At 69.0% G+C, this 15017-nt stretch carries 10 protein-coding genes; all 10 read right to left on the bottom strand.

Annotated elements, in window-relative coordinates:
* Positions 1-148: 148 nt before the first annotated feature.
* Positions 149-1114 (bottom strand): transglutaminase family protein, encoded by a 966-nt coding sequence (locus tag Q0C41_RS23720; RefSeq protein ID WP_291988062.1) that lies wholly within the window; start codon positions 1112-1114, stop codon positions 149-151.
* A gap of 148 nt (positions 1115-1262) precedes the next feature.
* On the bottom strand, positions 1263-2222 hold the full coding sequence (locus Q0C41_RS23715) for an alpha-E domain-containing protein (protein WP_291988060.1): 960 nt from the start codon (positions 2220-2222) through the stop codon (positions 1263-1265).
* Positions 2223-2239: 17 nt separating this feature from the next.
* Positions 2240-3688 (bottom strand): circularly permuted type 2 ATP-grasp protein, encoded by a 1449-nt coding sequence (locus Q0C41_RS23710; protein WP_367079302.1) that lies wholly within the window; start codon positions 3686-3688, stop codon positions 2240-2242.
* Positions 3689-3788: 100 nt separating this feature from the next.
* Positions 3789-4652, bottom strand: a complete 864-nt coding sequence (locus tag Q0C41_RS23705; protein WP_291988056.1) for an anti-sigma factor — start codon at positions 4650-4652, stop codon at positions 3789-3791.
* Positions 4649-5293: a sigma-70 family RNA polymerase sigma factor gene (locus tag Q0C41_RS23700; RefSeq protein ID WP_291988054.1), complete on the bottom strand. Its 645-nt coding sequence runs from the start codon at positions 5291-5293 to the stop codon at positions 4649-4651. The genes Q0C41_RS23705 and Q0C41_RS23700 overlap by 4 nt, the downstream gene beginning before the upstream one ends.
* A 60-nt stretch (positions 5294-5353) precedes the next feature.
* On the bottom strand, positions 5354-6619 hold the full coding sequence (locus Q0C41_RS23695; protein WP_291988052.1) for a DUF1501 domain-containing protein: 1266 nt from the start codon (positions 6617-6619) through the stop codon (positions 5354-5356).
* A gap of 102 nt (positions 6620-6721) precedes the next feature.
* On the bottom strand, positions 6722-8206 hold the full coding sequence (locus tag Q0C41_RS23690; protein ID WP_291988050.1) for a DUF1800 domain-containing protein: 1485 nt from the start codon (positions 8204-8206) through the stop codon (positions 6722-6724).
* A 307-nt stretch (positions 8207-8513) separates the two neighbouring features.
* Positions 8514-11198: a PIG-L family deacetylase gene (locus Q0C41_RS23685; RefSeq protein ID WP_291988048.1), complete on the bottom strand. Its 2685-nt coding sequence runs from the start codon at positions 11196-11198 to the stop codon at positions 8514-8516.
* Between the two features lie 197 nt (positions 11199-11395).
* The gene (locus tag Q0C41_RS23680) at positions 11396-14329 is read right to left on the bottom strand and encodes a TonB-dependent receptor (protein ID WP_291988046.1); all 2934 of its coding nucleotides are present in this window, start codon (positions 14327-14329) and stop codon (positions 11396-11398) included.
* Positions 14330-14477: 148 nt separating this feature from the next.
* The coding region (locus Q0C41_RS23675) for a phosphodiester glycosidase family protein (RefSeq protein ID WP_291988045.1) at positions 14478-15017 on the bottom strand (540 nt) is incomplete at its 5' end.

Raw genomic sequence — 15017 nt, 5'->3', positions numbered from 1 at the left:
AATGAGCATCAAGCGCAAGGCCGGCGGCTTCCGCAACGCCCAACACTTCACCACCGCCATCTACTTTCACTGCGGTGGGCTCGACCTCTACCCACGCTGATCCCGGAAGAGGCTGAATTCTGAATTGCCACAGCAGTGCGCCACTGGCTCACTGCTGTTGCTGCTGCTGTTCCTGCTCGTCGTCGATCAGCGTCGGATCGGGATCGGGCTCTGGGGCGGCCCAGTACAGCGCCGGCATGACGTCCGAGGGCTCGATCGGCGCGTCGGTGGTCTGCACGCGCACGGCGACGCCGAGCTCGCTGCGGGCATTGCCCTTGAACGCCCCGCGCGTCGGCGGCACGTCGTGGTAGTCGCGGCCGATGGCGACGCGGATGTGGCGATCCATGGCCAGCGTCTTGTTGGTCGGGTCGATACCGACCCAGCCGAGCGACGGCAACCACGCTTCGACCCAGGCATGTGAGGCGCCGTCGACCGATCGCTCGTCGCCCTTGTGGTTGTGGAACAGGTACCCGCTGACGTACCGGCACGGGATACCCATGCTGCGCATCAGCGCGATGGTCACGTGGGCGAAGTCCTGGCACACGCCCTGCCGAGCCGCCAGCGCGTCGTCGATCGGCGAGTCGACCCGCGTCGACTTCGGGGCGTACTCGAAGGCGTCGTACAACTGGATCTTGAGCCGGCGGACCAGCGACAGCGGATCGACATCGCGCGAGAGGCCCAGCTCGCGGCCGAACGCGAGCAGCGCCTCGGTCGGGCGGGCGAAGTGCGAGGGTTCCAGGTACTCGAAGAAGCGCTCGCGCACCCCGCTCTCGTCGAGCAGCGTCCACATCGCGGCGTCACCCTTCTCCGGAATGGTGATGTCGGCGACGAACTCGACCACCGACTCGGCGACGACGGTGAGCTCGCGATGCCGGGCCGGCACGTCGAAGTGGTGCACGACGTTGCCTTCGGGATCCTGGTAGGCGAAGACCCGCGAGCGCGGCGTGGTCGCCAGCTCGAAGCGCAGGCACCGCTGCACGCTCTCGGTGCGCGGCTGCATGCGGACTTCCATCACGCTCTCGCTCACGGGCGCGTCGTACCGGAAGTGGGTCAGGTGGTACACGGTGTATCGCATGGTTCCCTCAGCTCACTGACAATGCTGCGATGCCGAATGCCGTGATGCCGAAGGGCAAAGGGCGAAGGGCGAAGAGCGAAGGAACTGGCGGCATGTCCGGCATTCTCGGCATCGCGGCATTCGACCAGCTCGGGGGCGGAGATGGCCGTCAGGCAATCTCGCTCTCGAGCTGGTAGCTGATGTAGCTCTGGTACGTGGCGTGATGAATCAGGCGGCACTGGCGACGCACGTGTTCCAGCGTCTGCAGCAGGTCGCCGTGCAGCAATTCCTCGATCTGGACGAACTGCAGCGAGGCGCGCAGCAGGCCGGCGAGCCGCTCGACGCGCGCCGGTTGCGTGCGACCCGACAGCCGCGACAGCCGCTTGAGCGATTCCTCGATGCGGTCGGCGGCAAAGCGCAGCGACCGCGGGAAGAGGGCGTCCAGCACCAGGAAGTCGACGACGTGCAGGGGGCGGATCGAGGCCGAGTGCGCCCGCACGTAGGCGTCGAACGAGGCGCAGCAGCGCAGCAGCGACAGCCACTCGACGTACTCGGTGGCCTCGACCGACGTCCGCAGGCTGTCGTGGAACTCGCGCAGGTGCACGTCCACCAGCATCGACGTGTTGATCGATCGCTCGAGGAACCGCGCCAGCTCCATGTACTGCCAGCCCTCCCCGCGCGCCATCGTCGAGCTGGTCATGCCCTTGAACAGGTAGACCGAATGCCGCACGTCGCGGAAGAGATCTTCCGGCTGTTCCTGCCAGCTCGGATCCTCACGGGCGGCAAGCAGGCGCAGGTACAGCCGGTTGAGCTGCTCCCACATGTCGACACTGATCTGCTCGCGCACCTGGCGGGCGTTCTCGCGGGCGTGCGACACGCACTTGAGCAGCGACTCCTCGCGCTCGCCGACCGTGAGGTCGACCGCCAGCAGGTGGAAATCCACCAACCCGGCGCGTTGCGCGTCGAGTGCCTGCAGGGCGCTGAGCAGACGGACGCCCTGCCGCGACGCCGATTCCGGCGTACGGTCCGCGGCCAGGCTGACGCTGATCTCGAGCAGGCGTGCCGTGTGTTCGGCGCGCTCGAGATAGCGGCTCAGCCAGTACAGGTGGTCGGCCACGCGCGAGAGCATCTGTTGGCCACCTCCACTCATTCGAGCACCCACGTGTCCTTGCTGCCGCCACCCTGCGAGGAGTTGACGACGAGTGACCCGCGCCGGAGGGCGACGCGCGTCAGGCCGCCCGGCACGATGACCGTCTGCTGACCGGCCAGGATGTAGGGGCGCAGGTCGATGTGCCGCGGCTCGATCCGTTCGTCGATGAAGCACGGCGCGCACGACAGATCGAGGGTCGGCTGGGCGATGTAGTTGCGCGGATTGGCGAGGATGGCGGCGCGGAACTGCTCGCGCTGCTCGGCCGTGCTGTGCGGGCCGATCAGCATGCCGTACCCGCCGGACTCGCCGACCGCCTTCACCACCAGCTGATGGAGGTTCTGCAGCACGTGGTCGCGCTGCACCGCATCGTCGAGCAGGTAGGTCTCGACGTTGCGGAGGATGGGGTCTTCGTCCAGGTAGAACTTGATGATGGCCGGGACGTAGGCGTAGACCGCCTTGTCGTCGGCGACGCCCGTGCCGATGGCGTTGCCGAGCGAGACGTTGCCGGCGCGGTAGGCGTTGAACAGGCCGGTGACGCCGAGCTGCGAGTCCTTGCGGAAGGTCAGCGGGTCGACGAAGTCGTCGTCGACGCGACGATAGATCACGTCGACACGCTGGGCCCCCGACGTGGTGCGCATGTAGACGACGTTGTCGTGGACGAAGAGGTCGCGCCCCTCGACCAGCTCGATGCCCATCTGGCGCGCGAGGAACGCGTGCTCGAAGTAGGCCGAGTTGAAGACGCCCGGCGTCAGCAGCACCACGGTCGGATTGGGACGGCTCTGGGGCGACAGGTCGCGCAGTGTGCGCAGCAGGGCCTGGGCGTAGTGGTCGATCGGCCGCACGCTGTAGCGGGCCAGCAGGCGCGAGAACGTGCGCTTCATGACCGCGCGGTTGGCGAGCATGTACGACACGCCGCTCGGCACGCGCAGGTTGTCCTCGAGGACGGCGAACTGGCCGTCGGCAAGGCGCACGAGGTCGGTGCCCGACACCGAGACGTAGCGGTCGCCCTGCACGCGCAGGCCGCGCATCTCGCGGCGGTAGTGCGGGCAACTGAAGATCAGCTCGCGCGGCACCACGCCGGCGCGCAGGATGCGGCCCTCGTGGTAGATGTCGCGCAGGAACAGGTTGAGCGCGGTGATGCGCTGCGTGAGCCCGCGTTCGAGCTGGCGCCACTCGTCGCCGGTGATGATGCGCGGCAGCAGGTCGTACGGGAAGATGCGCTCGGTGCCGCGGCTGTCGCCGTAGACCGTGAAGGTGATGCCCTGATGCAGGAAGGCGCGGTCGGCCACCTGCTGGCGGCGCTGGAGCTCGGGGGCGTGGAGCGTGCCGAGCTGCTCGAAGAGGGCCGCGTAGTGCGGGCGCGGCTGGCCGAGCGCGCCGAACATCTCGTCGTAGGCGCGTCCGAGGGCGTACTCGTCGAACAGCGGCGCCTGCGGGACCTGCATCCCGGTCGGCTCAGCGGTCGGCATGCGTCAGTAAAGCAGCCGAAGGCCCAGCTGCGCAAGGTGCAGCGCTCACTTTATCCGGGAAAGCCCGTCATGCCCCCTACTCCGCTTTCCCCACCAGCACGATGTCGCCGGTCGGCGCCGGCACGCCGCCCTCCGGTTCGATGGAGACGGCGAGGCCCGCGGGCGTGGGCAGCGCCACCGGCGTGTCGAACACGGCCGACGAGCCGCCGGAGGCATCGGGGCGGAACAGTCCGGCGCTGACCGGAGCGCCTGCGGTCAGCACCCATAGCTGGTAGGTGCGCCCCTGGGGCAGGTCGGGCAGGCGCGCCGCCGTGAAGACGAGCCCCTGGGCGCGGCTCCAGAAGGCGCGGCCGGACGCGCGTGGGGCGCCCTTCTGGCCGGCGAGATCGACGCGTCGGAGATCGGCGGCGGCGAGGATCGCGCTCTCAGCCTGCACACGCGCCAGGCGGGTGCGGTTCGACCGCACCTCCGCCTCGGTGGTCGCGAGGCGGGCTTCGGTGGCCCGCAGGTCGGCCTGCAGTCGATCCACCTCCGACTGCAGCTGTCGGCTCTGCCAGCCGAGGCCGAGCGCCACCAGGGTGGCGGCCGCGGCGGCCAGCCACGGCACGAGTCCCCCGGCCGTCGCGCGACGATGCCGGGTGCCGTGGTCGGTGTGGTCCGTCGCGCCGGGAAGGGTCGGTGGGGGCGTGACCAGGGCCGGTGCGGGCGGAGCCTGCCCCGTGATGGCCAGGACGCGGGCGCGCAGGTGATCGGGCGGATCCACGGCGGGCGCGGTGACGGCGAGCAGGCCGAGCGACTCGCGCAGCGCGCGCAGTTGCGCCTGGGCGGCCGGGTCGGTCGCCAGCCAGGCCTCCAGCGCGGCGCGTTCGGTCTCGGGCAGCGTGCCGAGCGCCAGCTCGGCCAGTGCGTCGTAGCGGGGGTCGGTTCCGGACGTGGTCATGCGTCACCTTCCCCTTTCTCGTGGGTCTCGCCATGGGCCGGCAGCGCCGCACGCAGGCGCAGCAGTCCGAGCCGGATCCGGGTCTTGATGGTGCCAAGCGGCTGCTGGAGCCGTTCGGCGACTTCCGCGTGCGTCAGGCCCTCGTGAAACGCGAGGTCGATGGCCGCCCGCTGCACCTCGGGGAGGTCCTCGAGGGCCGCCCGCACCCGCGCGATCTGGTCGGTGGTCAGGAACGCCAGATCGACCGGCGTCGATGCGTCGGCGGCATCGCGCAGCGCCGTCGGATGGTCGCCCTGCAGGGGCGGCTGTCCGCGGCGCGCACGGAGCCGATCGATGGACCGGCTCCGCACCATCATCAGCAACCAGGCCACGACCGCGCCACGCGTCGTGTCGTAGCGTGCCGCCTGCCGCCAGGCCTGCGCGAAGACGTCCTGCACCGCCTCCTCGGCATCGCCATGATCCCGGAGGATGCGCACGGCGAGCGAGAACAGCACGCGGCCGTGCCGGTCGTAGAGTTCCGCGAGCGCACCGCCGTCGCCGGCCGCCATGCGACGCATCGCCTCCGCGTCGGCATCACGGGAACGGCGCGGGTCGTCTGCCTCGACCGCCAGGGCCAGCAGCAACCACATCAGCGCGCACACCTTTCACTACGCACAGGACACGAGTGTAGATGTACGAGGGCGTCGCGTCGACCCGCCCGCTCAGATGAAGGTCAGGCCGGGGTTGCGGTAGTTGCCTTCGAGGACGGTCTCCGAATTGGTGCCCAGCCAGTTGTCGAGCACGCGCGCGTAGACGGACCGGAAGTCGGTCTGGTAGCGGATGTCGCCGTTGTTGCTCTCGAGGGTCGGATTGCCCGGCGTGTCGCGCAGGTCGGGCGCCGTGCCGTAGAGGCCGCCGTTCACCCCGCCGCCCATCACCATCATCGTGCTGGCGGCGCCATGGTCGGTGCCCTGGCTGCCGTTCTCGTAGACGCGCCGTCCGAACTCGGAGAACTGCAGCACCATCGTGTCGCCGAGCAGCCCCTGATTGGACATGTCCTGGTAGAAGGCCAGCAGGGCGTCGTTCATGGTGCCCATCAGGCGGTAGTAGGCGCCCGTGTCCAGGTTCGGATTCTGCGAGGCGTGGGTGTCGAAGCCGCCGGTCTGCACCCAGAACACCTTGGTCCCGATGCCGCGCACCATCGACCCGGCCACCGCGCGCAGCGCGCTGCCGAGGCCCGTGGCGGGATAGGTCACCGTGGGCGCGTACTGCGCCACCGACGCCACCCGATCGAGCGTGTCGAAGGCGGCGCGGGCCGTGCCCGACACGAACGACAGGTGCGGACGGTCCACCGGGACGTGCGAGGCGATGCGCGTGGCGGCCTGCCGGGCGAACAACGCCTCGTTGCCCGAGTTGGGACTGCTGAACGCGTAGGTCCGCGGGTCGGGAATCGCCGGCACACCGACGAACCGCGACAGCAGCGTGCGCGGCGTCTCGCGCACGGTGTTCCAGCCGGTGAGCGGGTCGAGCGGCTGCGGCAGCAGTTCGAGGTAGCGCCCCAGCCACCCCGGCCCGGACGGATTGCCCGGATCGGCCGTGGACCAGATGTCGGTGCCAAGGAAGTGCGAACGGCTCGAGTTCGGGTAGCCGCTGCGCTGGATGACGGCCAGCCGCCCGGCATCGAAGATCTGCTTGAGGCCCGTCAGGCGGGGATGCAGACCCACCGCCGTGCCGCCGGCATCGGCCCCCACCTGCAGCACGTTGCCCGCCGGCACCGCAATGGTCGGTCGCCGCTGGTAGTACCCGGCGTTGCCGTACGGCACCACCATGCTCAGCGCGTCGTTGCCGCCGCTCAGGTACAGGACCACCAGGTTGCGCGACCGCGCGCCCTGCGCCCGCGCGATGTCCGAGAGGAACGCCGGTGCGGCGAAACTCACGGTGAAGGCTGCGACGCCACCCTTGATGAACTGCCGACGGTTTGGGGTCATTGGAGAATGCCGCGATGCCGAATGCTGAATGCCGAAGGGCGAAGGGCGAAGGGCGAAGGGCGAAGGCCCAAGGCCCATGCCCCAGGGCCCTCACCTTGACCGCTAGACGAATTGATACTCGGGCGACGCGAGCACGAGGTGCGTCACGCCTGGCGCCTTGGCCAGCAGCTCGGCATCCGACCCCGTCCAGTTCGTGCCCGCACGCAGGTAGCCGAGCAGCTCGTTGTACGGCGGCGAATCGAAGGGCATCGGCGACAGCCGGTCGAGCGTGTACGACAGCACGGACTCGGGCGATCCCTTCGAGGCGCGGGCGGCCTCACGCAGATTGAACCGCTGGTTCTGCGTCAGCGTCGCCGCGAAGTTCATGCGCGCGAGCATGCCGCCGGTCGAGAACCACCCGGGGCCGGTCTCCCACCCGTTGACGTCGGGCGGTTCGAACAGGGTCTGCCCCATCGCCAGCATCGGCGACAGCGCGCTGTCCACCGAGAAGCCGGTCCAGCCGGTCTCCTTGATCGACTTGACGACGAACTCGACAGGCCAGGCGTAGCGCGTGTAGTAGTTCGACTCGTCCTGGAACTCGGGCGAGAGCAGCACCTGCAGCACCACCCGCCGCATGTCGAAGTTGGTGCTGTAGAACGTGCCGGCGATGCGATCGACGAAGGCCTGCGGCGCCGGCTGCAGCTCGCTGACGAAGAAGCCGTACAGCTTGCGCGCCAGGCGCGGGCCCGTCTGCGGATGCCGGCAGCACGCCAGCAGGAAGTCGAGGCCTTCCTGCTCGCCGCTGGAGGTGATCGTCCGCCCGCCGCCCGGATAGATGTCGAACGAGAAGGTCTTGGTGCCGGTGTCGTGCCGATCGGCGCGATACAGGTAGTCGTAGGCCAGCGTCGGGTCGTTGACGTTGTTGGTGCCGCGCGCCCCCACACTCAGGTTCCAGCCCGTGAACACCCGGGCCGCCGCCTTGACGTCGTCTTCGGTGTAGTTGTTCGGCGCGTTGTCGGACGGGCGGATGCCCATCGTGAACAACTCCATGACCTCGCGCGCGAAGTTCTCCTGCGGCGTGCCGCGGACGTTCAGGCGCCCATCGAGCCAGACCAGCATCGCCGGGTCACGGGCCACGGCCACCAGCAGGTCGTAGAAGTTGCCCAGCGCGTTGAGACGGAAGCGCTCGATCTGCCCCGACGGGCTGCTCTTCGGCCCGTTGTAGGCCCCGGAGGCTGCCATCATCCGCGTCGCCAGGGTGCCGCCGTAGGTGTCGCTGATCTTGCTGTACGCAGTGGCGAAGTGGTGGTGCCAGAAGAGCGCCATCTTCTCCTGCAGCGGACGCCGCGTATGCACCATCCGGAACAGCCAGCGCTGGCGCGCGTCGGTGATCGACGTGTCGGGCGAGAACTGCCCGCGCGTGGTCACCCCCACGTGCCCCGGCACCCCGATGCGGGCGTCGATGTCGTCGGGCGCCTGCTCGAAGAACACCAGCAGGTCGACGGCCGCCTGGTACCCGATCTGGGCCAGCTCCGCGACTTCGTCAGGGCTCCCGCCGAACCCGGCCCGGCGCAAGAGGTGCTCGATGCGGTCGTCTCGTCTCGCCATAGGTGCGCCTCCACACAAGAGCAAAGTCCGTTCCCACCCCCGGGGCCAGCTCATCCGTGTGTGTTTCTCTCATCCTGCCACGGATCTGGCCCTGATCGGCAAAGCCCACCGCCTCGGGGGAGACGGTGGGCTCGACAGAACTGTCAGCCGGCTGACGGTCGTGCGTACGTAGCGGGTAGGGTCGACTCTCCGTGGGTAGGGCCGGCCCGCGGGTAGGGCCGGCTCTCCGAGCCGGCCGTCACGTCAGACCAGCGTCACCCTCGGGAGGAATCATGACGGCCCGTTCGGAGAACGGGCCCTACCCTCATCAGCGCGTGCCGAGCGAGAGCAGGTTGGCCATCAGGGCGTAGGCGCCGTCGGTGCCGGCCGGCAGCTGTCGCCACAGATTCAGGCCCACGTATACCCACCGCCCCTGCCCGACCCTGGCCTCCACGAGCGCGCCGCGCTTCACACCGGGGTTGTTCGGGAACGGGTCGGCCATCTCCACGAGATCGACGTACCGCTTGTCGGCCGCCTCGGTGCCGAAGAAGTAGAGCCCGCGCTCCTGCACCCACCCCTTCCAGGCCGCCTCACCAATCCTGTTGGGGGTGGTGAACACGGGATGCTCCGGAACCAGCACCTTGACCGGGGCCGTTTCGTCGGTGACGCGGTCCGCCGAGAACCGGCCGAAGGGCCCCGGGTTGGGCGACGGTCGCCCGATCGTCCCCGGGTACGGACCGTACTGCGCCTCGTTGAACTCGAACTTGTTGTACTGGACGATGACGGTGCCGCCCTTGGCGGCGTAGTCCAGCAGTCGCTGGTTGTAGGCGCGGAGGTCGTTGCGCCGCTCGTACGCGCGCACGCCAGTCATCACCACCGTGAACCGCGACAGGTCCGCAGACGCGAGCTGCTCGGGGGTCAGGAACTCCACGGTGGCGCCCAGCTGCACCAGCGCGGGCGGCACCTGGTCGCCGACGCCCATGATGTAGCCGACGGTCACGCCGGTCACCGGCTTCAGGTCGAGGACCTTCAGGCTGCCGGCTGCGTCGGCCACGAGGTGACGCCGACGGATGTGCGGGTACTCGATGGCCTCGTACCCCTTGTCGAACGACTGCCCGTCGCGCGAGGCGACGGCCTTGACGTCGTAGCGTCCCGGCGGGGTGCCCGCGGGCGGGGTGATGGCGAACGTCACCTGGCGCGCCTCGTCTTCACGCGCGAACGTGACCGACTCGGCCGCCGGCGCCGACGTCCAGCCGGCCGGCAGCTGCAGCGTGACGTCGGCCGTCCCACCCGAGCGGGCGTGGTTGGTCACCGTGACGCTGATGTCGCGCGTCACGCCGCCACCGGGGAAGGCGACGACATCGGCACCCAGCTTGACCGCGAGCGCGGGGACGACCAGCAGTTCCTGCCGCTTCTCGCCGCTGAAGACGTTGCCTTCGTGGCGGAACGACACCGGATACGTCACCACCTGATCGAGACCGCCGATCGTCAGCGTCACCTTCGCGGTGAACGGCGTCGGCTCGAACGGCAGGCCGAACGGCGCCTCCGGATCGAAGTCGTAGTAGTCGCGATCGGGCAGCCGCTTCCAGTACGCGGTCGTCAGCTTGGCCTTCGCGGGCACGGTGAGCGTGGCGTCGCAGACGTACGGCTTGAGGCCTTCGAGCGGGACCGCCGGGCACGCCGCCGTCCCGTCGAACCCGGTGAACTCCACGGCCTTCACCGCCACGCCGTCGCCACCGCCGGCAAAGGCGCGCAGCGCGATCTTCGCCGGCTGTCCACCGACAATCAGGCCGTCATCGGCCAGCAGATCGACGCGGAGCCCCGAGGCCAGTCGCAGCGCTTCCTCGGCCTGCCGCTCCTTCTGCTCGAGACGGAAGTCGACTTCGTAGCGCGCGTCGGCATCCGGGTGCATGTTGCCGAGCTGCGCGCGGAGCGCACGCACCGTCGTCAGCACCTGCGGCAGCGCGGCGCGGGCGCCGGCGACGCCCTTGGTCTCGAAGGCGAGCTGGGCGCTGCGCACCTGGCCTTCGAGCGACTCGATGGCGAGGCCGAGCGCGGGCGATCCGCCCTTGCCGAAGCGCGCGAGGCTGCGCAGGCTGGTGTCGATGCCGGCGAACATGTCCGTGTTCTGATCCGCCTTCGGGGTCGTGAGGACCGTGTCCTGGAGCACGTACATGCGGGGCTGCGGCCCGGGCAGGCTGTAGAGCTGCGGCATGCCCTGGCACATGTGCATGCTGCGCGCCTGGGCGCCCAGTTCGTTGTAGGTGCGGCCGAGCAGCGGGTCGAAGATGTTGCCGTCGATGCGGCAGACGGCCTCGGGCGCGGCCTTGTCCGGACCACCGCCAAACCCGCCCGTGTAATAGAACTTCGACGCCTGCCACGGCTTGAGCCCGGCGGCGATCTGGGCCGGGAACTTCGAGGCATCGGCCGCGAGGCGGAAGGCCTCGGCGGTGATGTCGGACGAGGCCTGGTGGTGCTGCCCGCCGCCCTGCGTGTGATCCCAGATGAAGCCGACGATCACGTCGGGGCGGATCTTGCGGATCCAGTAGACGTAGTCCTCGAGGATCTTGTCGCGGTGCCACCGCTGGAACGTCTCGTCGCGGCTGAAGGAGAAGCCGAAGTCCACGGCGCGCGCGAAGTACTGCTCGGCGCCATCGACGCGGTGCGCGGCCAGGAGCTCCTCGGTGCGCAGCACGGCGAGCGACTCGAAGATCTCCGGGCCGATCTCGTTCTGGCCCCCGTTCCCGCGGGTCGCGGTGACCAGCGTCGTCCGCACCCCGTTGCGGAACTTGTAGCGCGCCAGCAACGCATTGTTCTCGTCGTCGGGATGCGCCGTGGTCATCATCAGGCTGCCGACGGACCCGAGTTGCCGGAGCACGAGCCCGAGCGCCGCCTGGTCGGGGTGCTCGCCCACGGGCTGGAAGCGGTACTGGGTGTGCGCCGGCACGGCGAGCGCGAGCAACAGCGCGACGCCAGCGACGCGTGCGAAGGAGCGAAGAGTCGGTCTGGGCATGTGGTCCACGAGAGAGGGAGGTTGCCTGGTTCGATAGAGGCTAACAGTCCCGCGGAGCCGGGGCGCGCGGGGTCCGGGGAACGGGTGTCAGGGACCGATGAATGGTCGTGCGACGGACACCAGTGGCAGAGGGAGCAAGGGCGGCCCGACCACGGCCGCCCCGACTCCCGATTTCCGGTGCCCGGTGCCCGTTCTTCCTAGAAGTAGAACTTGAACCCGAGCTGGAACTGGCGCTGCTCGTAGCCGGCGGTCGGCTGGAGCTGGTCACTGCTGCTCGGCAGGGCGACCGTCGGCTCACCGAAGGCATTGGTCGGGATGATGCGGTTGACGGCCGACGTCTGCACGGTGTTGAACAGGTTCTTGAACTCCGCGGCGATCTCGAGGCGGCGGGTGCCACCGAACGGGATGAAGCGCGAGAAGCGCGCGTCGACGTTGTAGCGAGCCGGCAGGTACAGCGAGTTGCGGCCGACGAACAGCGGACGATCAGCGAGCACGCCGTCGCCGTTCAGGTCGGTGGCGCTGCGGAGATTCAGCGGCAGGCCAGAGTTGAACTGCATCATCAGACCGAGCTGATTGCCGTTGACGATCGCGCCGACCAGGCCGTCGACGGCGAACGTCGGCTGCAGGATCACGCTGCCGGCGAAGGTGTGCCGGGTGTCGAGCAGGTTCGGCCCGCGGTCCCGATCGAGGTTGGTCGGGTCGCTGACGCCATCGTCACCCTGCACCGACAGCGCGGTGGTGAGCGGGGCGTTGTCGGTGCCCTTGCCGAGCGTGTAGTTGACGTCGAACTGGATGCCGCCGCTGAGGCGCTTGCCGAACTGCAGCATCAGGGCGTTGTAGGTCGAATCGCCAGCCGACTGCACCACGTTGATCTGATTGAAGCGGGGATCGAGACGGGTGGTGGCGTTGACCGCCGAACTGAACACCGGACGACCGTCGCCGAGCGACGAAATCGGGTTGATCGGGTTGATGTTGACGATCACCGGCAGCAGGTCGCCCTGCACGAACGTGTAGCCGACCGACCCGTAGTAGTTCTGGCCGAAGGCGCGCTCGTACTGGACGTTGTTCTGCCACGTGCGGGCGACCTGGAAGTCGGGGTCGACGGTGGTGATCGACTGCCGCGGCAGGACGAACCCCGGCGGCAGGTCGGCCAGCGATCCGGGGAAGGCCGGGGCGTTGGCGGCGTTGCCGGCCAGCGTCACGTTGATGCGCTCCGGGTTGCCGTTGGCCTGGATGGCGGTCTCGTAGGCCCCGAGCAGCATCTGGTCGTACATGATGCCGGAGCTGGCGCGAATGACCTGGCGCTTGTCGGCGCCGAAGCTGTACGCGAGGCCGAAGCGGGGACCGACGTTGTTGGTGTCGTCGGCGTAGCTCTGCGAGAACGCGAACGGCGCGCTCGGGTCACCCTCCGGGTAGTTGTAGTAGTCGTAGCGGAGGCCGTAGATGAACTTCAGGTTCGGCGTGACACGCCAGTCGTCCTGCACGAAGAAGCTGTAGCCCGACGACTTCATCGAGAAGTCCGGGTTGCCGATCAGCTGCTGGTAGTTGGTGTAGCTGCGCGGATTGGTGCCGTTTCTCGCCGCGAGGTAGGCGTCGATGGACGGGAACGTGTACAGCTGCAGCAGCGTGGCCGTGCGCTCGTCGTTGATCAGCTGGATGTCGCCGCCGAACTTGTAGCTGTGGTTGCCGCGGATGTAGGTGAAGTTGTTGACGACCTGGAAGATGCCCTGCGTGAAGCCGAAGCCGGCGTCCGACGCGGTGGCGATCGGGCCGCCGAAGTTCGCCACGCCCGGGATGTTGATGGCCGGACCGGTGCCCGACAGGTCGTTGGCCTCACGGCCCTGGACGCGACGGGCGTACTGCACGCGGAACTCGTTGAGGATGCTGGAGCCGAACGACGAGACGAGCTGACCCGACGTGCTCTCCATCGCGTCGAGGAAGTCCGTCGTGCGCTCGAGCGTGGTCAGCGCGCCGCCGATGTTGTTGGGCGAGTCGTTGCGGAAGATGATCGTGCGGGCCGTGGCGCGGTGGTTCTGCGCCAGCTGGTAGTCGACCTTGCCGATGAAGAAGCGGGCCGTCTGCTCGCGCGGCACCACGCCGGGCTGCGCCGCGATGCCGAGGCGGGCGACGTTCTCGGGCGTGGCCGTGATGACGCTCTGCGCCGACAGGTCACGATAGGTGTTCTCGAAGCCCGTGAAGAAGTGCAGCTTGTCCTTGAGGATCGGGCCGCCGAGCTCCGCGGTGACCGTGTCGACCTTGGTGTCGGGGCGGCGGTCGTCGGTGCGGGCGCCCTGGAAATAGAACGGGAACGCGCTGAAGGACTTGCGGCGGAAGCGGTAGGCCCCGGCACCGCGGAACTGGTTGGTGCCCGACGGCGTGATGGCGTTGTACACGAGGCCGGTGGTCTGGCCGAACTCCGGCGCGTAGCCGCTCGTGACGACCTTGACCTCACGCACCATCACCTCGGAGACCGGCAGCAGGCGCAGGCCGGCGCGGTCCTTCTGGGTGTTGGTGTTGCCGTCGATCTGGTAGTTGATGCGGAGCAGGGTGCCGTTGGCCGCGAAACGCGGCACGCCGAATTCGGAGTTCTCGAAGCCCGTGACGCCCGGCTGCAGCAACGCGAAGTTGTACGGATTGCGCGAGACGAGCGGCAGGTTCTTGATCTCGTTCTCGTTGAGGTTTCGGCCCGCATCGACCTTGGCCGTGTCGACCACCGGGGCATCGGCCGTGACCGAGATGGTCTCGTTCAGGTCGCCGACCTCGAGCCGCACGTTGACGGTCGCGGTCTGCCCGGCGCCGACGGTCACTCCCACCTGCTCGAACTTCTTGAAGCCCTGGAGCTCCGCGCTGACGCGGTAGGTCCCGAGCGGCAGCAACGTGGCGCGATACAGGCCGGCCTCGTTGGTCACCACCGAGCGATTGGTCCCGGTGTCGGTGTTGACGACCGTGACGGTGACACCCGGCAGCACGCCACCGGAGTTGTCGACCACGGTGCCTTCGATGGCGCCGTTGGCCGCGGTGGACTGCGCAAACGCCTGAGCGCCGGACAGGCCGGACACCAGGACCAGCAGAACGGCCGCGGCGAGCAACGCGCGACGCCACCGGGGAGAGTTCGTCGGTGCGAACAGCATGTGAATCCTGACTCCTCTTGCGAAATGGACGGGGGACGGGCGCGCGTGAGACCAGCACGCCTCATGCGGAGTATACGGTTCGACTACGGCCCTGTTTCAAGGAAACGACGGTCATAGGAACGCCGTTGCAGGCGCGCCCCTCGTGCGCTCAGCGCGGGAGCACCAGAATGGCGTCGCTCACCGGGCGCGGTCCCAGCGGATCCGACGGCCGATTCACCACCGCGTCCCCCACCACCATCGTCGTGGACCCGCCGCCATCGAGGTTGAGGGCGTCGGTGACGGACATACGCGCAAGCAGCGCTTGCAGGGCGGCGAAGGACATGCCGATGGCCCGCCCCGGTTGGCGCCCGTCCACCGTGATGAGCCACCACAGGCCCTCGCGATCACGGGCAATCACGGTGCGCGGGTGGGCGGTGGTGTCGAACCCACGGGACAACTGCTCGTCGGCCCAGTCGGCGAGCGGCGCCCCCTGGCGCACCAGCAAACCGGCGCCTCCGATGATGGTGGGGGCGCGGATCCAGTCGCGGATCCGCTGTCCCGACCGCACCTCGATGGACTCGCGCACCTGCACCGACGGGGCCCGGGTGAGGCCCGCCAGGGTCGCCGGCACCGCCTCGCCGCCGTACGACAGCACGTACCCGCCCGCCGGAATGGCGCCGTTGCCCCCCGGGGCCGCCGCGCTCGCCCG

This window comes from Luteitalea sp., assembly GCF_022842525.1.
GTDB lineage: Bacteria > Acidobacteriota > Vicinamibacteria > Vicinamibacterales > Vicinamibacteraceae > Luteitalea.
This window is presented reverse-complemented; position numbering and strand designations above follow the sequence as displayed.